Genomic DNA, 19,581 nt, shown 5'->3' on the forward strand with positions numbered 1-19,581 from the left:
CGGGGGCGGGAGTCAGCTCACGCGGGGTCGGCCAGCGCGGGGTCAGCTCGCGCGGGGCGCGGGCCGCACGGCGGCCAGGCCCAGCACGGTGGCCGCCAGCGAACCGAGTGCCAGCAGCGGCCAGACCAGCACGCCGGCCTGGATGAACAACCAGCCGCCCAGCATCGGGCCGAGCGCACTGCCCAGGCCGAACACGAACTGGAAGCTGCCGATGTAGCGGCCCTTCAGCTGCTCGGGTCCGGCGGTGCCGGGGTAGGCGAACACCGTGGGGCCGCCGATGATCTCGCCGATCGACCAGACCAGCGTGCCCAGCACGATCGCGGCCGCGCCGATCGGCAGGGCGTAGCAGGCCACGCCGGCGCCGACCAGGGCGAACCCCAGGCCGATGGTGATCCGCGCGGGCCAGGACTGGGCGAGCCGGGTGACCAGCAGCTCGAAGGCGATCACCACGAAGCCGTTGAGCGAGACCGCGACGGTGTACCAGACGATGGCCAGGTGCCGGTCCTGCACGAACAGCGGCAGGGTGGACAGGTACTGCACGTAGACCACGGCGTGGCAGAAGGCGGCGGCCAGGTAGCGCCGGTAGCGGCGGTCGCGCAGCACGGCCCGGTAGCCGCCCGCCTGCGGCACGGCGGCCGCGGTGGCGCTGCGGCGGGTGGCGGCGGGCAGCGTGGCCAGCGCGAGGACCGCGTAGGCCAGCGCGATCAGCGCCTCGCCCCAGAAGAGCAGCACGTACCGGTCGTGGCCGGCGTGGTAGAGCCAGAAGCCGACCAGCGGGGCGGCGGTGGCGCCCAGGTTGAGGCCGAAGCGGTACATCGCGAAGACCATCACCTGCCGCTCGTCCGGCGTGAGTTCGGAGAGCAGGGTGGCCGAGGCCGGCCGGAAGACCTGGGCGCCGAGGCCGGCCAGGCCGACGGCGGCCATCAGCAGGCCGTAGCCCGGCAGGTAGAGCAGGGCCGCGGTGAGCGCCGCGGTCGCGCTCATGCTGGCCACGGTGGCGTTGCGCACGCCCAGCCGGTCCGCGAGCGAGCCGCCGACCAGCACCCCGAGCACGGCGCCGCCGCCGTACACGCCCAGCGCCAGCACGGTCTCCGGCTTGGAGTAGCCCTTCGAGCCGAGGAAGAGCACCAGGAAGACGTTGAGGAAGCCGCTGAGCCGGTTCACCAGCACGCCCGCCAGCACGGTCTTCACCGCGAGCGGCGCGTCCCGGAAGGTGGCCCAGACGGTGACCCGCGCCGGGGCGGGCTCGACCGCCGCCGGCGCCGCGGCCTCCGGGCGGACGGTGTCAGTCGACATCGCGCACCTCGATCGTGACCGCCGCGCGCACCCGCTGCTCCAGCGCGTCCAGCTCCGCGGGTGACGGGGCGTCGATCAGGAAGCAGACCGCGCGGTCGTCCGAGCTCTCCAGCGGACCGAGTCGGCTGCCGCGCTCCTTGAGCACCAGCACCGCGCGCAGCTCCCCCGGCTCGCCCGGGGCGCCGACCTGCGGGTCCGGCCAGATCCCGGCCTCGCCCAGCCAGACCGGCCGGATGCCGGGCCAGTCCACCCGGACGTCCTCCAGGACCCCGTCCCGGTGCTCCAGGTAGACCTGCCGGGTCCAGCGGCGCGGCTCGGGGTAGCCGGCCGGCTCGCCCAGCGCCAGCCGGACGATCTCCGGCTCCAGCGGCTCGCCGGTGGCCAGCCGGTACAGGGCCAGCAGGCCGTCGCCCGGGGTGCGGGCGGCCACCTCCATCAGCACCGGCCGGCCCGCGGCGTCCACCCGCCACTCGGCGTGCGCGATCCCGCTGCCGAAGTCCAGCGCCGCCAGCAGCGCGGCGTTGGCCTCCAGCAGCGCCCGGTCCACCGGCTCCGGGGCGCTGGGCACCGAGTGCGACAGCTCGACGAAGGTCGCCGCGTGCGACTCGGTGGTGGTCTTGCGGGTGACCGAGGCGAAGAGCACCTTGCCCTCCTGCACCAGGCTCTCCACCGAGTACTCCTGGCCGACCACCTTCCGCTCCACCAGCAGCGTCTCGTGCTCCGGGTAGTCGGCCAGCCGGGCGGCCAGCGCCTGCGCGTCGCCGACCGTGACGACCCCCGAACTGGAGTGCCGGGCGGCGGGCTTGACCACCGCGGGGTACCCGACCGAGGCCGGGTCGAAGGCGGCCCGCTCACCCGCCGGCAGCACCGTGCCGGCCGGCGCGAACTCCGGCAGGTACCAGCGCTGCAGCGGCTTGGAGCGGCAGACCCGGGTGGCCCGCAGCCCGGGGCCGGGCAGGCCGAGTGCGTCGGCCAGCAGCCCGGTGGGCTCCACCAGGGTCTCGCCCACCGCGTAGGCGCCGACGATCCGGTAGCGCGCCCGCCAGTCGGCGGCCCGGGCCAGCACGCCCGCGGTGAACGAGCCGTCCTGGTTCAACTCCCCGTCGACGAAAGCGATCTCGTCGATCAGGGCGGCCGGCCCGGTCGGGTCGGCCTGGGCGGCCAGTGCGCGCTCGCGCCAGCCGCGCGGGGTGATCAGCAGGATCGCCAGGCCGCGGGCGGCCAGCTCCTCCAGGTAGCGCGGATTGCGGCAGACCACCCAGAAGGCTCCGGTCAGCACGAAGGCCGGTGGTCGTCGGTCGGTCACAGCAGTGCTCCTTGCGTCGTGCTCTCGGTGGTGCGCAGCTCGGTGGTGATGCCGCGCGCGGCCAGGAAGTCCAGCCATTGCCCGGCCTCCCGGGCGCCCTCGGCGGCCCGGTGCAGGCCGGGGGCCAGGGCGCCGTCGAGGATCCGGGTGATGCCGTACGCCAGCGGCAGCGAGACCAGCAGCGCCATGGCGCTCTCCCGCTCGTCGCCGCGCAGGTCGAGCAGGCAGCTGCCCGACCAGGCGCCCTCGGCCCAGCTCAGGTCCAGCGCCACGGCGAGCACCACGCGGTCGCGGTCCGTCTCGCGCATCGGGTGGCGCTCGGCCAACTCGCCCGCCAGCGCGGCGATCCGCGCGTCGTCGCCGGACTCCACGGTGGCGAACACCTCGGACCAGGCGGCCCGCCAGCCGGCCGGGCGCAGGGTGCCGCGGACGAAGGAGCGCTTGCGCCAGTGCGGCGGGAAGCCGTACTGCTCGGCGAAGGGCAGGCTGTCGCGGTTCGGGTACACCTCGAACTGCTCGCCGGCCACGGGGTAGTCGGTGGTGGCCTGCCAGGGGCGGGGCGCGGTGCGCAGCTGCCAGTCGCGCAGGTAGCGGGCCGGCGAGCGCAGCGCGTTGAGCACCCCGAGCGGGGCCCAGCTGAAGCGGTAGCGGAACTCGTTGAGCTCGGCGGGCAGTCCGCCGCAGTAGGAGGTGAAGTCGGCGGTGCTGACGGCCTCCCCGGCGGCGGCGCGGCCGAGTTCGACCAGGCGGTGGGCCATCAGGTGGTCGATGCCCGGGTCCAGGCCGGCCTCGGTGAGCACCACCGTCCCGGTGGCCGTGCCGGCCAGCTCCGCCAGCTCCGGCGAGACGTAGCTGGAGCAGGCGAAGTGGGCGCCGTGCGCCAGTGCCAGCCGCAGCAGCCCGGGGTGGTGGGCGGCCGGGAGCATCGAGACCAGCACGTCGCCGGGGGCCAGCGCGGCGGCCAGGGCCGCCGCGTCGAAGGCGCGGGCCCCGGCCCGGCCGGCCAGGCCGCGGGCCGCCAGGCACTGTTCGGCCTTGGCCGCGGTCCGGCCCCAGAGCACGACCCGGGCGCCGTGCTCCAGCAGCAGCTCCAGGCCGCTGCGGCCGGTGGAGAGTCCGGTGCCGATCCAGTGCACCGTGCGTATCGCGGTCGAGCGGTCGGACGCGGACGACTCAGACATGGACGGCCTCCAGGTCGTGGCTGCGGCAGGCGGCCCGGAAGTCGGCCCGGCAGTGCCGCCAGGGCGCGGCCGGGTCGGCCAGGGTGCTCAGCTGGGCGACCAGTTCGGCGGAGAAGGCCCGGCTGGCCTCGGCCGGCAGCAGCGAGGGCAGGTTGTCGATGGCGATCAGGTCGAGCGGCGGGTCCTGGTGCAGGCGGCGCACCGGGTCCGACCAGTCGGTGACGGTGCGGTAGACCGGCAGCACGTTGAGGTCCGAGGTGACGTCGCAGGTCACGTCGACCACCAGGCTCAGCCGCCGGTCCGCGACCGGGAGGTCGGCGGGGCGCAGGAACGGCGGGATCGGACGGGTCGTCAGCACCGTGTTGACCAGCAGGTCGTGGTGGAGCAGCACGGTGCGGTCCAGCGCGCGGGTCTCCGCCTGGTCCCAGCAGGTGGCGGCCAGCCCGGCCACCTCCAGCGCGTCCACCGCGCCGCGCCCGCACCGGCCGAGCGCGCCGATCACCAGCGCGTCCGGGGCGCCGTCGCGGATCGAGTGGCGCAGCTGCCGGTCCAGCTCGCTCTTGGCCAGCGGGCGCAGCGGGGCGGTGAGGCGGCCGCGGGCCTGCAGCACGCCGAGTGCGGCGCCCACGTACCCGGCCCAGTAGCCGAAGGCGGCCAGCCGGCGCCCGGCGTCGTCCACCAGGTACTCCAGGTCGAGCAGCTCGCCGCCGCCGCGGGCGAACCTGGCGAGCAGCTCGCGGCTGCCCTGCTGGCCCTTGTAGGCGTGGCCGAAGAAGATGTGGCGGTGCGTCAGCTCCTCCGGCAGGTCCGGGAGCTCCTTGAGCCCGAGGACGTAGGCCGGCTCGGGGGCCGTGGTCCAGGAGCCGGCCTCGGCCCCCCGGCACCCGGCGGCCAGGTACTCGTCCAGCGGGTACACCCGCTGCGGGGAGTCCTCCACGGTCAGCTGGAACCCCAGCTCCACCAGTCGGCGTGCGTCCTGCGGCACCAGCGGGGCCCGGCGCTCGGTGGCGCGCACCTCGTGCCGGATCCACAGCCGCGGCTGCTCTGCCATCGGTCTCGTCCTTCCTGGATGTGGTCGTGCGGGGGTAAGGCGGTGGGAACCGAACTCGGCGCAGGGCTGCTCAGAGCAGCGGGATGCGCGCGTTCGCCAGGGCGCGGTAGCGCGGCCCGGCGGGCAGGGCGGCCGCCTCGAAGCCGTGCGCCAGCAGTTCGTCCAGCACGCCCGCGGTGATCGCCACCGCGAGGTCGGCGCCCGGGCAGCGGTGCCGGCCGGCGCCGAAGGTGAAGCAGTGGGGCGCTGTGCGCCCGGGGTCGAAGGCGTGCGGGTCGGGGTTGGCGGCGGGGTCCCGGTTGGCGGCGGCCAGCACCAGCAGCACGGCCTGACCGGGCTGCACGGTCCCCGTGCCGAACCGCCAGGGCAGCGCCGCGAACCGGCGGGTGTTCTGGATCGGCGCGTCGTGCCGGGCCACCTCGCGGGCCAGCGCGGTGAGCTCGCCGGCCGGCTGCTCGCGCAGCGCCAGCAGCGCGTTCCCGATCAGTCCGGCCGTCGCGTCGTAGGTCTGCGAGAGGAACCCCACGGCGTTGGCCAGCAGCGGCGCCACCTGCGGCCAGTCGTGCCGCCCGGCCGCCCGCACCAGGGCGGCCAGCAGCCCGGTCGGCTCGGCGCCGGTCAGGCCCGGCCCGAGCAGTTCCTGCAGCCGCGCGGCGGCCACCGCGGCCGCCCGCTGCTGCTCCGCGGTGGCACCGGCGGGAATGCACTGCACGAAGTCCCCCACCAGCCGGGCGGCCTCCGGCTCCAGCCCGGCGTCGAGCCCGCACAGGGCGGCCACCACGCGGGCGGGCACCTGGAACATCAGCTCCTCGAAGCCGGGACCGCCGGCCCGCTCCAGGCTCTGCCGGGTCCGCTCGGCGGCCAGCTTGCCCGCCTCGGCCGGATCGGCCTCGCCGAGCGCGTCCAGCACCACGTGCTTGAGGCGTTGCTGGTCCGGGCCGTCGGTCATCCGGACCAGGTCGCCGAAGACCGCACCGGCGGCGGTGCCGAGCAGCCCGGTCGGCACCGGCTCGGCCGGCGGGCGCACCCGCAGTTCGGCGGCCGCCAGCGCGGCGGTCACCGAGGCGGCGTCGGCGGCCACCCAGGCCTGCAGCTGCTCGTCCCAGCCGAACGGGCGTTCCGCGGTGAGCCGGGCGTAGTAGGGGTAGGGGTCGGGGTGCCGGACGGCCTCGACCGGGTTCGCCGGGGTCTGCATGGCAGTGGTGCTCCTTGACAGTGCGTCAGCGGGCCCGGCGCGCGTCCAGCGCGCCGGCGATGGTCAGCTGTTGAACCTCCGAGGCGCCCTCGTAGACACGCAGCGCCCGGATCTGCCGGTACAGGCGTTCGGGCAGGCTGCCGGCGACCAGTCCGGCGGCGCCGTGCAGCTGCACGCACCGGTCGACGATCCGCTGCGCCGCCTCGGTGGCCTGCAACTTGGCGATGCTGGAGTGCTTGCCGAACCCCCGGTGGCCCTGGTCGAGCTCCCAGGCGGCCCGCCCGACCAGGAGCGCGGCTGCGTTCAACTCGACCTCCATGGAAGCCAGTTCGAACTTGACCGTGGGCAGGTCGAACAGCACCCCGCCGTAGATGGCGCGTTGCCGGGCCCGGGCCTGGGCCGCGTCGGCGGCCCGCCGGGCGAAGCCCAGTGCGGCCGCGCCCACCGTCATCCGGGCCCGCTCCAGCAGGTCCATCGCCACCACGAAGCCGCGCCCGGGCCGCCCGAGCACCGCGTCGGCGGGCACCCGGCAGTCCTCGAACGCCAGGTGGGCGAAGGGACGCGGCGCGATCGCGTCGATCGGCTCGCGCACCCGCAGCCCCGGGGTGTCGCCGGGGACCAGGAAGGCGGTCAGCCCCAGCGGCCCCGGGCCCTCGCCGGTCCGGGCGATCACGCAGACCACGTCCGCCACCGTGCCGTTGGCGATCCACGCCTTGCCGCCGTTGAGCACGTACTGCTCGCCGTCCCGCTCGGCGGTCAGCGCCACCGCGGCCACGTCCGAGCCGGCCTGCTCCTCGGAGACCGCGAAGGCGCCGGCCAGGGTGCCGGCCGCCAGGCCCGGCAGGTAGCGCCGCCGCTGCTCGGGGCTGCCGTACCGCAGGATCGGCGTGGCCGAGAGCACCTGGATCGCGAAGGCGAAGTCGGCCAGGTCCTCGGCGTAGGCGAGCGCCTCGCGGGCCAGGCAGACCGAGCGGTAGTCGCCGTCGGTGCCGGGTTCCCCGGCGTCCAGGAAGGCCAGCCAGCCGGCCTCGCCGAGCGCGGCCAGCGCCCGGCGCACGGCCTTGTCCGGGCCGTCGGTGCGCAGGTCGGTCCAGAGCGCGGCCCGCTCCTCGCACCACTGGCCCAGCCGCTGGGCCCGGTCGCGGTGGTCGTCGGTGTAGAAGGGCAGCCGGAGGATCTCCGGGTCGAAGGCGTTGGGGGTCACGGCGGGCTCCTCAGATGACCAGGTCGTCGGCGGTGTCGGCCTCGGTGGCCAGCGAGTTGACCAACTGGTGCTCCACGAACCAGGCGAAGGAGGCGTAGCCGCGCCAGATCCGGCGCCACTCGCGCCGCACGGCCGCCTCGCCGGCCTCCCGGCGCACCCCGTCCAGGTGGGAGACGATGATCTCGGCGGACTGGCGGGCGTGCCCGGCCGAGAAGTTGTCGATCGACAGGTGCGCTTCCTCGTAGGCGGTGTCCAGGTTGTGCCGGCGCAGCTTCTGCACCTCGTGCAGCCGCATCTCGCCGAGCCCGAACATCTCGATCCCGAGGTTGTAGCCGAGGATCTCGCCGTGCAGCCGGTCCGGGAACAGCGCCAGGCAGATCTGGTGGATCGAGAACCGGTAGAGCTCGTCCGGCAGTTCGCCCTGGTCCAGGAACTCCGCCGAGCGGATGTGCGGCAGGTGGACGTCCATGCTGGCCAGTACCTGGCGGATCAGCGTGATGTGGTTCTTGGCGAGCTCGCCGCGGCCCATCTCGTCGGCGTAGATCGAGAAGAGCATCGCGTCGCTCTGCCGGTGGTAGCGCCCGAGGTTGCCGATCCGGTAGGCCCAGGTGCCGTCGATCAGGCTGCCGAGCGCGAAGGTCTTCTGGTGGAAGATCACCTCGTCCCGGTCGGGCAGCTCCTGCAGCGCGCGGTACGGGCCGACCAGCTTGTCCCAGTAGATCCGGTCCACCCGCTCCAGCAGCGCCTCGGGGGTGTAGTCGAACCAGCTGGCGTCGGTGTAGCGGCCGCCCGCGCCGTGGCTGAAGAGGAGTTCGGCCCGCGCCAGGCCCTCGTCGGCGGTCTGCGCGGCCAGCGGCAGGGTGTTGGGGAACTGCTCGATGTTGACCAGGCGGTGGAAGAACTCGCGGTCGTCGGCGGGGGCCGCCTCGGCGAACCGCACGTCCTGCGGGGCGGCGGCGAGCACGGCCCGCTGCCAGTGCGCGGCCTGCTCGTCGCCGCTGGTGTCGGGCCGCAGCGGGGCACCGGCCGGCTCGCCGGCGGCGACCGCCTCGGCCCACTCCTTGAAGACGGCGGCCTCGGTCTCGTCGAAGATGCCGAACATCGGGCCGCCGAACTTGACCGCCCGGGTGAACGGGCAGCCGCCGCTGCGCAGCGGGCGCAGCTGGCGGGAGGCGCGGAACTCGGCCATGAAGGCGTCGAGGTCGAACTGCGGGTCGGCGAAGGTCTCGGAGAGCAGCTCGCCGCCGATCTTGACGTTCTTGTGCTGGCGGCCGGCGAACGGGCGGTGCCGCTCGACGATCTCGGCGGCCCGCGCGTCCACCGACAGCCCGGCCCGGTAGGACACCAGTTCGGCGAGCAGGGCGAGCTGTTCGCGCTCGATCCGGACCACCAGCCGGACCGCCGCGGCCAGCCGCCGCCGGTCCTGCTCCCCGGTGTCCGAACGTTCGGTCAGCTCCAGGTACTCGTGCAGCAGTTCGTCCACCGCGAGGGTCGGCCCGGCACCGGCCAGCAGGTCGTCCAGGCCGAGCGCGTGGAAGGCGTACTGGACGCCGACCACCTCGGGCAGGAAGGCGGCGGGCAGCCGGGACAGGGCCAGCAGGAAGGCGCCGTGCAGCGCGGCCAGCGGGCGGGCCTGGGACCGGGCGAGGAAGTCCACCTCCTCGGGCTGCGGCAGCAGCACCCCGGCGTCCTCCAGCGCGCGGCGCCGCCGCTGCAGCACCGACTGCTGCGGCCGTCCCCCGCCCTTGAGCTCGAAGTACTGGGCGTAGAGGCGGTTCACCACCAGCGCGGGCTGGGTGGCGGGCTGCGAGACGGTGTCCAGCCAGCAGCCGGCCAGCAGCGCGACCGGGGCCCGGCCGCGCAGCGCGACGGCGCGGTCGGCGGGTCCGGCGGTCAACCGGGCCGCGGCCGGGGCGAACTCCGCCCGGGCCCCGGCCACCAGGGCGGTGAGCGCGGCGGCGGTGACCGGCTCGGTGCCGGGGTCCGCGGCGGCGAGGAAGGCGGCCAGCACCCGGCGGGCCACCAGCAGGGTGGTCTGCGACTCCTGGTCGGCGAGCAGTCGGTGGTAGGTCGCGGCCGGGCCGGCGGCCAGCACCGCGTCGGCCTCGGCCCGGGCGGCGGGGCCGAACTCGAAGCCGCCGGCGGGCAGCGAGGTGGTCAGGTCGTCGAGGTCGTGGGTCTGGTGGGCGTACACGGGCACTCCATCGGACGGTGGCGTGGCAGGGCGCGCCGGGGCGACCCACGGACGGCGGGCAGCGCGGCGGAAGGGGGTTCCTGGAGGGTGCGGGCGGACGGCTCGGGGCGGGGACCGGCGGCGGGTCAGCCGCCGTCGCGCTGGAGCAGGACCGCGACCCGCGAACCCGGCACGCTCACCGCGGCCAGGTAGTGGCCGCCGTCGCGCAGCAGACCGGCGCGTTCCTGGTCGGCCAGGTTGATCAGCGGGTCCGCGGCGAAGCAGTGCCCGAACCGGGTGATGTTCGCGGTGTACAGCTGGCGTGCGGTGAAGCCGGCCTGACGCTCCTTCATGGTGACCAGCGGCAGGAACAGGTTGGCGTGCAGCAGCCCGTCCACCCGGTCCGCCGCCAGCCCGTGCGGCGCCAGCAGGCGGTCGTTCGCCTCCCGGGCCAGGTCGGCGCTGATCTCGTGCGACCAGTCCAGCGCGACCGCCTCCTGGGCACTGGCGGTGGACCGGATCCGGTAGCCCGCCCCGGCCCCGGCCGGGACCGCTGCCCCGGCCGAGACCAGGCAGCTCGCCGCCCCGTCGCTGAAGAGCGCGAAGCTCTCCATCCGCTCCTTCTCGTCCTCGATCCGGTCCGTGGTGATCACCAGGATCCGGCGGTGCCGACCGGACGCCACCAGGGCGTGCGCGGTGTCGAGGGCGACCAGCAGGTTGGTGCAGCGGTTCAGCGTGATCCCGAGGAAGGCCGCGCGCTCCAGGCCGGTCCCGGTCAGGATCCGCTCGACGAACCGGCCGTGGGTGCGCGGCCCGCCCGGGAACCGGGTGGAGCACAGGATCAGCGCGTCCACCTCGGCCGGGTCCACCCCCGCCGCCCGCAGCGTGGCGCAGCCGCTGTCGATCGCCAGCTCCGCCAGGCCTCGGCCGGTGCGGCGCACCGACCCCCAGCCCCAGAGCGCGGCCCTGGGCACCATCTTCAGCTCGGCGGCCCGTTCGGCCAGGCACTCGACCTCGGTGTGGTCCAACTCCTCCTCTCCCAGGACGTACCGCGGGGCCTGCAGGACACTCATGACGTCTCTTCCTTCGGGGGTCGATGGATGTCGGCGAGCTCGGTGAAGATCTCGTTGGCCCTGGCGTACGGCAGCGCCCGCGCGGCGAACCCGAAGGTCCCCGTGGTGCGCACCTCCTCCGCCGCGGCCAGCAGCCCGCCCAGGGCGGCGCGGACCAGGGCGGAGCCCAGGCTGATCCGCCGCACCCCGAGCTCGGCCAGCTGCGCGACCGTCAGGTTCAGGCCGCCGGCCGCGGCCAGCACGTTGACCGGACGGTCCAGCTCGGCGCAGACCGTCCGCACGGCGTCGGCGTCCGGCAGGCCGGGGGCGTAGAGCACGTCCGCACCGGCCTCCTGGTAGGCCTGCAGCCGGGCGACGGTGTCCTTCAGGTCCGGGCGTCCGTAGAGGAAGTTCTCGGCCCGCGCCGTGACCGTGAAGGGGAAGTCGAGCGAGCGGGCGGCCTCGACGGCCGCCCGGACCCGCTCCGCGGCCGCGGCGGGCTCCAGCACCGGCGCCTGCGGGTCCCCGGTGGCGTCCTCGATCGAACCGCCCACCAGGCCCGCCCGGGCGGCCAGCCGGATGGTCTCGGCGACGTCCTCGGGGGTCGGCCCGTAGCCGCTCTCCAGGTCGGCGGCGACCGGCAGCGGCGTGGCGGCCACGATGTCCGCGGCGTTGGCCAGCGCCTCGGCCCGGCTCACCTGGTTGTCGCCGTCGGGGCGGCCGAGCGAGAAGGCCAGGCCCCCGCTGGTGGTCGCCAGGGCCGGGAAGCCGAGGCCGGCCAGCAGCTTGGCGGATCCGGCGTCCCACGGATTCGGAATCACGAAGGCGGCGGACCGCTCGTGGAGTTCCCGGAATACCCGGGCGCGGTGGTACTGGTCTGCGGCTGCCGACTGCATCGCAGGATCCTCTCTGTTGTGACGCGAGTTGCGGGGGTTTCCCCGGCTGCGGTTCCGGACGGGTTGCCACCCGTGGTTCCGGCGGCACAACTAGATAAGTTCGACGTGTTCCTCCCGCGCGGTCGGCGCGCCGGAATCCGCACGAATGAGTGAGCGCAGCAGATCCACCGCGGGCGCCGGGTCGGAGCCGAAGTAGAAGTGGCCGCCGTCGGCCCAGTGGTAGCGCAGCGGCAGCACGGACTCGTGCTCCCAGTGCCGCAGTTCGGCCGGCCCGACGTGCGGGTCCTCCCGGCCGTTGACCAGCGAGATGCCGATCGGCAGCGGCTCGCCCGGCTGGTAGCGGTACCCGGAGACGAGGTGGAAGTCGGCGCGCAGCCCCGGCAGCAGCAGGTCCTGCAGTTCGGGCTCGGCGAGCACCTCGGGCGGCAGGCCGCCGAAGAAGGCGACCGCCTCGGTGAACTCCTGGCCGCGCAGCCTGGCCGTCTGCCGCACCCGCTCACTCGGCAGCAACCGCGGAGCGGCACATCCCGACGCCACCAGGTGGCGCAGCAAGGGGAGTTCGCGCAGTCGGCGGGCCGTCTCGAAGGCCAGCACGGCGCCGAAGCTGTGGCCGAAGAGCAGGAACGGGCGGTCGGCGGCGGCCGCGATGGCCCGGGCGGCGCCCTCGGCCAGCTCGGCGATGGTGGCCGGGCTCGGCTCGTCCAGCCGCAGGCCGCGCCCGGGGGCGCAGACGCCGACCAGTTCGGCGTCCGCCGCCAGGTGCTGCTGCCAGCCCAGGAAGGACCGGGCGTTGCCGCCGGCGTGCGGGAAGCAGTAGACCAGGTGCGGGGCCCGGCTGTCGGTGGGGCGGGAGACGAACCACGGTGAGTCGGACATGGCAGACGGCTGCTCTCTTCGGATCTGGCGGCGGTGGCCGGGAGGGTCAGGCGGTGGGCGTCGGGGCCGGGGTGGGGGTGCCGCCGACCGGGTTGTTGTTCCAGCCCACGTCGGCCCGGTTCTGCACCGCGACGGCGGCGGTGCCGTGCAGCAGCGAGCTGCCGGCCAGCACACCGGCCACCGGGGCCAGCAGGAGGAAGAGCGGGGCGATGATCCGGACGGAGGCGTACTGGCGCATGGCAGACCTCTTTCGTGAAAGCTTTGATCGGGGAAGGTTTTCCGGACAGCGCTGACCAGGCGTCAATTCCGGAATTAGTCGCGTTGCGCGAGGATCAACTGAGGGAAACTCAATTCGCTTGCGCAATCGCTGAGTTCGTGTGCTGCGGCGGGTTTCCCTCGTGTTCCCCCGGGGAGTTCCGCCGCCCGCACAACCAACCTTCCCCTGGCTGGGTTCACGGCTCCAGACCTAGGATGGTTCGGGTCTTCGCATTGCAGTTAACCGAGGGGTCTATATGGGAGCAGGATCGGGCAAATCGGACGCTCAGGGCAACGCCGGGGGGGCGTTCGTGCCCGAGGTGGCAGCGCAGGGCCAGGGCCTCGACGACAACCTGGTCGAGGCCGCCCTGAAGCTGGCCCTGGCCCAGTTGGCCAAGCAGCAGAACCAGGAGAAGGAGGCCCCGGCGTCGTTACCCGGGGAGCCGGCCGCACCGGGCGTGGTGTACCTGCACGGGCTGCCGGAGATCAACCGGACCATCCAGACCGCCCTGGAGGACGCCGAGCGGGAGATCCTCACCGCCCAGCCGGACGGCCCCAGGCCCGGCGCGGTGCTCGACGAGGCGCTGGAGTCGGTGCGCCGTCAGATCGCCGGCGGGGTGGCCATGCGCACCCTCTACCAGCACACCACGCGGTTCGACGAGGCCACCAAGAGCTACGTCCGCACGGTGACCGACCACGGCGTCCAGGTGCGCACCCTGGCCGAGTTCTTCGACCGGCTGATCGTGATCGACCGCAGCACCGTGTTCATCTCCGCCAACGAGGACCGCACGGTGGCCTCGATGATCACCGAGCCGTCCGTGGTGCGCTTCCTGAGCGACGTCTTCGAGCGCTCCTGGGACCGGGCCGAGCCGTTCCCGTTCGTCCCCATCCACGCCGCCCAGGCCGCACCCGAGGTGGTGCCGGCGATCCGCGAGTCGATCCGGCGGCTGCTGGTGGAGGGGCACTCGGACAAGGTGATCGCCCGCCGGCTGGGCATCAGCGAGCGCTCGCTGCAGGCGCACGTGGCCGCCATCAAGGACGGCCTGGGTGCCAAGAACCGGCTGCACCTGGGCTACCTGCTGGGCCGCAGCGAGACCACCCTGGTGCTGTAGGGCTGCAGGGCGCCCGCCGGGTGCTCCGGCGGGGCACGACGGGCCTTGCGCCGCGCGGGAGCCCCACCCCCGCGCGACCGGTGCGCGGTGCCGTCAGCGGCGCCGGGAGACCGCCACGCCGCCCAGGCAGAGCACGCCGCCGAGCAGCGTCAGCCAGCCGGGCACCTCGCCGAGGACGGCCCAGGACATCAGGACCACCAGGGCCGGCACCGCGTAGGTGGTGGCGCCCATCTTGCCCGCGGTGGTGCGGGAGAGCGCGTAGGCCCAGGTGGTGAAGGCCAGCGCGGTCGGGAACAGGCCGAGGTAGACCATGTCCAGGGTGGCCCGCAGCGGCGCGTGCCCGACCTGGTCCAGCAGTTGCGGGCTGAACGGCAGGCAGGCCACCGCACCGACCAGGCAGCCGAACGCGGTCGTCTGCAGCGGCGAGGCGTGCCGCAGCGCGGGCTTCTGGCTCACGACACCCGAGGCGTAGGCCGCCGCCGCCAGCACGCACAGCGCGATGCCGAGCACCGAACTGCTGCCGCCGCCGGACATCGAGGCGCCCACCACGACGGCGCCGACGAGGGAGACGGCCATGCCCGACAGCAGGTTGCGCGGGAAGCCCTCCTTCAGCAGCCAGCCGCCGAGCAGCGCGATCAGCACCGGGCCGATGTTGACCACCATCGCGGCGGTGCCCGCGTCGACCTTCTTCTCGCCCCAGTTGAGCGCGACCATGTAGAGCCCGAACCAGAGCACCCCGGAGGTCAGGATCCCGGGCCAGGCGGCGCGCGGGGGCAGCCCCTCGCCGCGCACCAGCAGCAGGACCAGCAGCGCCACCGCGCCGGTCAGCAACCGGCCCAGTGCCAGCGATCCCGGGCCGAACGCACCGCCCGCGTCCCGGATCGCGACGAAGGCGGAGGCCCAGAGCACCACCGTGGTCGAGGCGGCCGCGACCACCCTGACGTCGAACTTCACCGTTGCTTGCGTCGTGGTGATATCCATGGCGCCAAGCTAGCGCGGTTTGGGCCCGCCGAACGGGCGTCAGACGGCTCCGAAACCCGCAAGTTCCGCGGCTGGCCAGCACGTTCGCCACCCGCACACGGGATCGAGTCACCCGCCACCGGGCTCACTCGGGCCTCCCGAGGCGATTCGCCGCAAGGTGCGCAACGCCTGTTCCAGTTCCGGCAGCGGCGCGGTGGCCAGGCCCAGCCGCACCGCCGACGGCGTCGCCCGGGCCTCGACCGCGAACGCCGCGGCGGGCGGCAGCGCGATCCCCGCCGCCGCGGCGGCCGCCACGAAGGCCTCCGCCCGCCACGGCGAAGGGAGTTCCCACCACAGGTGGTACGAGCGCGGGTCGCCGCGCAGCGCCGCCCCCGGCAGCAGCCGGCGGGCCAGCCGTTGGCGCCGGGCCGCGTCCGCCCGCTTGGCCCGCTCCAGCGCGGCCAGCGTCCCGTCACCGGCCCAACGCACCGCCGCCTCCAGCGCGAACCCGCTCGGCGCCCAGCCGCCCGCGCGCAGCGCGGCCCGCACCGGCTCCCGCAACTGCGGCGGCAGCACGGCGAATCCGGTGGTGAGCCCGGGCGCGAGCCGCTTCGAGAGGCTGTCCACCAGGATGGTGCGTTCCGGAGCCAGCGCGGCGAACGCGGTGCTCCCCGGGCAGAGGAACGCCCAGATCGCGTCCTCCACCACCGGCAGGTCCAACTTCCGCACAGTTTCAGCCAGTTCAGCGCAACGTGCCGGATCCGCGGTGACCCCCAGCGGGTTGTGCAGCCGCGGCTGGAGGTAGACGGCGCGCAGCGGGGCGGCGCGGTGCGCGGCCGCCAACGCCGCCGGCAGCACGCCGTGTTCGTCCATCGGCAGCGGCACCGGGGTGATCCCCAATCGCCGGGCCACCGCCTTCGCCACCGGGAAGGTCAGCGCCTCCACCCCCAGCCGCCCGCCCGGCGGCACCAGGGCGGCCAGCGCCCCGGCGATGACCTGCCGACCGCTGCCGGCGAACAGCACGTCCGCCGGCCGCACCGGCACCCCTCCCGCGCGCTCGGCCAGCGCCGCGAACGCCGCGCGCGCGGCCGCGGTGCCGGCGGCACCCACCGGCCGCAGCGCCGCCCCGAGCACGTCGGGGCGCACCATCGCTGCCAGCGCACCCGCCAGCAGGGCCGACTGCTCCGGCACCTCGGGGTAGTTGAGCTCCATGTCGACGCCGGCCGGCGCCGGTTCGGCGAGCGGGACCGCCCCGGCGGGATCGCCCTGCCCGGCCCGCACGAAGGTGCCGCGGCCCACCTCGCCCACCACCAGGCCGCGCCGCACCAGCTCCCGGTAGACCCGCGCGGCGGTCGAGCCGGCCACCCCGCGGCGGCGGGCGAACGCCCGCTGGGTGGGCAACTGCTCCCCCGGGCGCAGCTTCCCGGCGCCGATGGCGGCGGCGAGCTCGTCGGCGATCCTGCGGTAGTCCTCCACTGGCACGCCCCCATCATTGCACCGAGTGCAAAGTCGTCATTGCACCGAGCTGACGAGCTGACCTAGCCTCAGCAGCATGAACCCGCTCGCCTCCGTGGCTCCCCGGTCCGTGCTCGGCGTCGCCGCGGTGGCGCTGGGCATGGTCCTCACGCCGGGGCCGAACATGATCTACCTGGTCTCCCGCTCGATCGCCCAGGGCCGGCGGGCCGGACTGCTCTCGCTGGCCGGCGTGGCCACCGGGTTCCTGGTCTACCTCACGGCGGTGACGCTGGGCGTGGCCGCGGTCTTCGCGGTGGTGCCGCTGCTCTACACCGCGCTCAAGCTGGCCGGCGCCGGCTACCTGCTGTACCTCGCCTGGCAGGCCGTCCGGCCCGGCGGCACCGCGGTCTTCGCCCCGCGCGAACTGCCGCACGACCCGCCGCGCAAGCTCTTCGCGATGGGCCTGCTGACCTGCCTGCTCAACCCGAAGATCGCGATCATGTACGTCTCGCTGCTCCCGCAGTTCGTGCTCCCCACCCACGGCCACGTCGCCGCCCAGAGCTTCGCGCTGGGCCTGACCCAGATCGCGGTGGCCGTCACCGTCAACGGCCTGATCGCGCTCAGCGCCGGCAGCATCGCCGCCTTCCTGCACCGCCGTCCCGCCTGGCTGCGCGTCCAGCGCTACGCCATGGGCACCGTGCTCGGCGGCCTGGCGCTGCACATCGCGGCCGACCGGGCGAAAGCGGTTGCGGCCTGACCGGTTGTCAGTGGCGCACTCCAGGATCTGCACCATGCCACTCACCAACCACCGGACCGCCCACCACGCCTTCCTGCGCCACCTGTACGCGGACGACTACTACCCGGACCACGTGCTCGACCAGGGGCGCGCCGTCCTGCTGCGCCTGTGCGAGCGGATCGAGGCGGAGCAGCCCGCCGACCTGGCGGCGCTCTACCCGCTCACCCACGCCGCCACCGAGGAGTTCAACCGGCTGCAGGAGGCCTTCGAGGAGGCCGGCAGCGAGATCGAGACCGTCGCCCGCGAGGAGATCGCCGAGGACTTCTGGTTCATCGCCAAGGCCTACGGCTTCACCGGCGCGGACCCCGAGGAGCTGATCGCCACCCGGGACTGGTGAGCGGCCCGCTCGCGGCGACGGACTCGACCACCTATCGGTCCTGCGACAGAACCCCCTATGCTGTCTCAGACCCCAGGTCGCCACCCTCACCCGCACCACCGCCCCGGAGTCCGAGATGCACCCCTTCCTCGACCACCGAGGCCCGCTCGCCTTCGCCCACCGCGGAGGTGATCTCGGTCACCCCGAGAACTCGCTCGCGGCGTTCGCGGCCGCGGTCGACCTCGGCTACCGCTACCTGGAGACGGACGTGCACGCCACCGCCGACGGCGTGCTGGTGGCCTTCCACGACACCCGCCTGGACCGGGTCACCGACCGGGCCGGCGCGGTCGCCGAGCTGCCCTGGCGCACCGTCCGCGAGGCCCGGATCGGCGGCACCGAGCCGATCCCGCTGCTGACGGACCTGCTCGACGCGTTCCCCACGGCCCGCTTCAACATCGACGTGAAGGCGGCCCCGGCCGTCCAGCCGCTGGTCGAGGCCGTGCGCCGCACCGGCGCCTGGGACCGGGTCTGCGTCGGCGGCTTCTCCGACACCCGGCTCGCCGCCGTCCGCGCCGCCGCCGGCCCCCGGCTGGCCACCTCGCTGGGCCCGCGCGAGGTCGCCCGGCTCCGGCTGCGCTCACTGGCCGGCCCGCTGCTCCCCGGCCGCCGAGCCGGGTGGGCCGGGGTCTGCGCCCAGGTCCCCGAGCGCCACCGCGGCGTCCGGGTCGTCGACCGGGCCTTCGTCCGCGCCGCCCACCGCCTCGGCCTGCAGGTTCACGTCTGGACTGTGGACGACCCCACACGCATCGGGGCTCTCCTCGACCTGGGTGTGGATGGCATCATGGCCGATCGCATCGACGTCCTAAAGGACGTCCTCACCGAGCGCGGCTGCTGGACCGACAGCAGCACCGGCTCCAGCACGGTGATAGGACCCTCATGAGCACCGCGACCGACCTGCCCGAGCACCAGGCAGCCGCCACCGACACCCGCGCCCTGCGCCGGATGCAGTTCGGCTGGTACATCAACGACTGGGCCAACGCCGCCTTCTCGGCCACGGTCCTGACGGTGTTCCTCGGCCCGTACCTGACCTCGGTGGCCAAGAACGCGGCCGACGCGGCCGGCGACGTGCACCCGCTGGGCCTGACGATCCGCGCAGGATCGTTCTTCCCCTACACCGTCTCGCTCTCCGTCCTGGTCTCGGTCGCCGTGATGCTGGTGACCGGCACCGTCGCCGACCGCACCGGACGGCACAAGGAGCTGATGTGCGGCTTCGCCTACGTCGGCGCGCTCGCCACGCTGGGGATGTTCTTCCTCGGCGGCGACCACTACCTGCTCGGCGGCGGCCTGCTGATCGTCGCCAACATCGCCTACGCGGTGTCGGTCGCGCTCTCCTACGCCTTCCTGCCCGGCCTCGCCGCCCCCGACGAGCGCGACGCCGTCTCGTCGAAGGGCTGGGCCTACGGCTACGCGGGCGGCGGACTGCTGCTGATCGCCAACCTGGCGCTGTTCGAGAAGGCGGACTCGCTCGGCCTCTCCTCCGGCACGGCGGTGCGGATCTGCCTGGCCTCGGCCGGCCTCTGGTGGGCCCTGTTCACCCTGGTCCCGCTGTTCCGCCTCCCGTCCCGGGCGGGCGTGGCCCCCGAGCGGGCGGCGACCGACCCGGCGGCAACCGACCGCGCGACGACCGACCGGCCCACCGCCGGCAGCCTGCGCGAGCTCGGCCAGACCCTGCGCGGCATGCGCCAGTACCCGCTCACGCTGCTCTTCCTGGCCGCCTTCCTCTGCTACAACGACGGCATCCAGACCGTGGTCTCGCAGGCCTCCCTGTACGGCAGCGAGGAGCTCGGCATGAGCCAGACCTCGCTGGTCGCCGCGGTGCTGCTGGTCCAGATCGTCGCCATCGGCGGCGCCCTCCTCCTCGGCCGGATCGCCCGCCGCTACGGCGCCAAGCGCACCGTCCTCGGCTCCCTGGTCGGCTGGGTGATCACGCTCGCCCTGGGCTACCTGATGCCCGGCCACCAGCCCGCCTGGTTCTTCGCCCTGGCCGCCATGATCGGCCTCGTCCTCGGCGGCAGCCAGGCCCTCTCCCGCTCGCTCTTCTCCCACCTCATCCCGGCGGGCAAGGAGGCCGAGTACTTCAGCGTCTACAAGGTCAGCGACCGCGGCACCAGCTGGATGGGCCCCCTGGTCTTCGGCCTCGCCTACCAGCTCACCGGCAGCTACCGCCTGGCGATCATCTCGCTGCTGGTCTTCTTCGTGATCGGCTTCGTGGTCCTGATGAAGGTCCCGGTCCGCCGCGCCATCGAGGCCGTCGGCAACCCGGTCCCCGAGCGGCTGTAACACCCCGACCCGACCGCCGCCCCCGGGGGGGGGCGGGCATTTAGAAGTCGCCCCCCCGCGGGGCCCCCGACGGGGTCGAAGCCAACGCCGGAGCGGAGCCCCCACCCCGGAACCCGT

18 protein-coding genes are annotated in these 19,581 nt (G+C 74.5%); 5 read left to right on the forward strand and 13 right to left on the reverse strand.

Features of this window, described 5'->3' with window-relative positions; translation table 11 throughout:
- Positions 1-42: 42 nt before the first annotated feature.
- From ACFW1A_RS08585 to ACFW1A_RS08635, 11 genes are all read right to left on the reverse strand, one after another.
- Complete coding sequence (locus ACFW1A_RS08585) at positions 43-1,296, reverse strand: MFS transporter (RefSeq protein ID WP_380406395.1); 1,254 nt, start codon at positions 1,294-1,296, stop codon at positions 43-45.
- Entirely contained in the window at positions 1,286-2,602 is a 1,317-nt protein-coding gene (locus ACFW1A_RS08590) for an ATP-grasp domain-containing protein (protein ID WP_380406397.1), read from the reverse strand. Before ACFW1A_RS08590 ends, ACFW1A_RS08585 begins: the two co-directional genes overlap by 11 nt.
- Entirely contained in the window at positions 2,599-3,783 is a 1,185-nt protein-coding gene (locus ACFW1A_RS08595) for a saccharopine dehydrogenase C-terminal domain-containing protein (protein WP_380406400.1), read from the reverse strand. Before ACFW1A_RS08595 ends, ACFW1A_RS08590 begins: the two co-directional genes overlap by 4 nt.
- Positions 3,776-4,834: a saccharopine dehydrogenase gene (locus tag ACFW1A_RS08600; RefSeq protein ID WP_380406402.1), complete on the reverse strand. Its 1,059-nt coding sequence runs from the start codon at positions 4,832-4,834 to the stop codon at positions 3,776-3,778. Before ACFW1A_RS08600 ends, ACFW1A_RS08595 begins: the two co-directional genes overlap by 8 nt.
- A gap of 70 nt (positions 4,835-4,904) precedes the next feature.
- A complete protein-coding gene (locus ACFW1A_RS08605; RefSeq protein ID WP_380406405.1) occupies positions 4,905-6,029 on the reverse strand; it encodes a cytochrome P450 in 1,125 nt (374 codons plus the stop codon).
- Positions 6,030-6,054: 25 nt separating this feature from the next.
- On the reverse strand, positions 6,055-7,233 hold the full coding sequence (locus ACFW1A_RS08610) for an acyl-CoA dehydrogenase family protein (protein ID WP_380406408.1): 1,179 nt from the start codon (positions 7,231-7,233) through the stop codon (positions 6,055-6,057).
- A gap of 10 nt (positions 7,234-7,243) precedes the next feature.
- Positions 7,244-9,427 (reverse strand): iron-containing redox enzyme family protein, encoded by a 2,184-nt coding sequence (locus ACFW1A_RS08615; RefSeq protein WP_380406412.1) that lies wholly within the window; start codon positions 9,425-9,427, stop codon positions 7,244-7,246.
- 125 nt (positions 9,428-9,552) lie between these two features.
- Complete coding sequence (locus tag ACFW1A_RS08620) at positions 9,553-10,479, reverse strand: 3-oxoacyl-ACP synthase (RefSeq protein WP_380406417.1); 927 nt, start codon at positions 10,477-10,479, stop codon at positions 9,553-9,555.
- The gene (locus tag ACFW1A_RS08625; protein WP_380406422.1) at positions 10,476-11,354 is read right to left on the reverse strand and encodes an isocitrate lyase/phosphoenolpyruvate mutase family protein; all 879 of its coding nucleotides are present in this window, start codon (positions 11,352-11,354) and stop codon (positions 10,476-10,478) included. The genes ACFW1A_RS08620 and ACFW1A_RS08625 overlap by 4 nt, the downstream gene beginning before the upstream one ends.
- Positions 11,355-11,444: 90 nt before the next feature.
- Positions 11,445-12,230 (reverse strand): thioesterase II family protein, encoded by a 786-nt coding sequence (locus ACFW1A_RS08630; protein ID WP_380406425.1) that lies wholly within the window; start codon positions 12,228-12,230, stop codon positions 11,445-11,447.
- Positions 12,231-12,276: 46 nt separating this feature from the next.
- A complete protein-coding gene (locus tag ACFW1A_RS08635) occupies positions 12,277-12,468 on the reverse strand; it encodes a hypothetical protein (RefSeq protein ID WP_380406427.1) in 192 nt (63 codons plus the stop codon).
- A gap of 328 nt (positions 12,469-12,796) precedes the next feature.
- On the opposite strand from ACFW1A_RS08635, the gene ACFW1A_RS08640 reads away from it, so the two are divergent.
- On the forward strand, positions 12,797-13,597 hold the full coding sequence (locus tag ACFW1A_RS08640) for a LuxR C-terminal-related transcriptional regulator (RefSeq protein ID WP_380406430.1): 801 nt from the start codon (positions 12,797-12,799) through the stop codon (positions 13,595-13,597).
- 93 nt (positions 13,598-13,690) lie between these two features.
- Here the strand turns inward: ACFW1A_RS08640 and ACFW1A_RS08645 are convergent, their stop codons facing one another.
- Together ACFW1A_RS08645 and ACFW1A_RS08650 are read right to left on the reverse strand one after the other, a co-directional pair.
- Complete coding sequence (locus ACFW1A_RS08645) at positions 13,691-14,578, reverse strand: DMT family transporter (RefSeq protein WP_380406433.1); 888 nt, start codon at positions 14,576-14,578, stop codon at positions 13,691-13,693.
- Between the two features lie 108 nt (positions 14,579-14,686).
- Entirely contained in the window at positions 14,687-16,033 is a 1,347-nt protein-coding gene (locus ACFW1A_RS08650; RefSeq protein WP_380406448.1) for a PLP-dependent aminotransferase family protein, read from the reverse strand.
- Between the two features lie 76 nt (positions 16,034-16,109).
- Between ACFW1A_RS08650 and ACFW1A_RS08655 the strand changes: the two genes are divergently transcribed.
- From ACFW1A_RS08655 to ACFW1A_RS08670, 4 genes are all read left to right on the forward strand, one after another.
- Complete coding sequence (locus ACFW1A_RS08655) at positions 16,110-16,769, forward strand: LysE family translocator (RefSeq protein ID WP_380406436.1); 660 nt, start codon at positions 16,110-16,112, stop codon at positions 16,767-16,769.
- A 34-nt stretch (positions 16,770-16,803) separates the two neighbouring features.
- Positions 16,804-17,145, forward strand: coding sequence for a DUF5713 family protein (locus tag ACFW1A_RS08660; RefSeq protein ID WP_380406439.1), 342 nt, complete (start codon positions 16,804-16,806; stop codon positions 17,143-17,145).
- A gap of 115 nt (positions 17,146-17,260) precedes the next feature.
- Positions 17,261-18,064, forward strand: coding sequence for a glycerophosphodiester phosphodiesterase (locus tag ACFW1A_RS08665; protein ID WP_380406442.1), 804 nt, complete (start codon positions 17,261-17,263; stop codon positions 18,062-18,064).
- On the forward strand, positions 18,061-19,464 hold the full coding sequence (locus tag ACFW1A_RS08670; protein ID WP_380406445.1) for an MFS transporter: 1,404 nt from the start codon (positions 18,061-18,063) through the stop codon (positions 19,462-19,464). Before ACFW1A_RS08665 ends, ACFW1A_RS08670 begins: the two co-directional genes overlap by 4 nt.
- The last annotated feature ends 117 nt before the right edge of the window (positions 19,465-19,581 follow it).

The organism is Kitasatospora sp. NPDC058965 (assembly GCF_042741245.1).
Lineage (GTDB): Bacteria > Actinomycetota > Actinomycetes > Streptomycetales > Streptomycetaceae > Kitasatospora.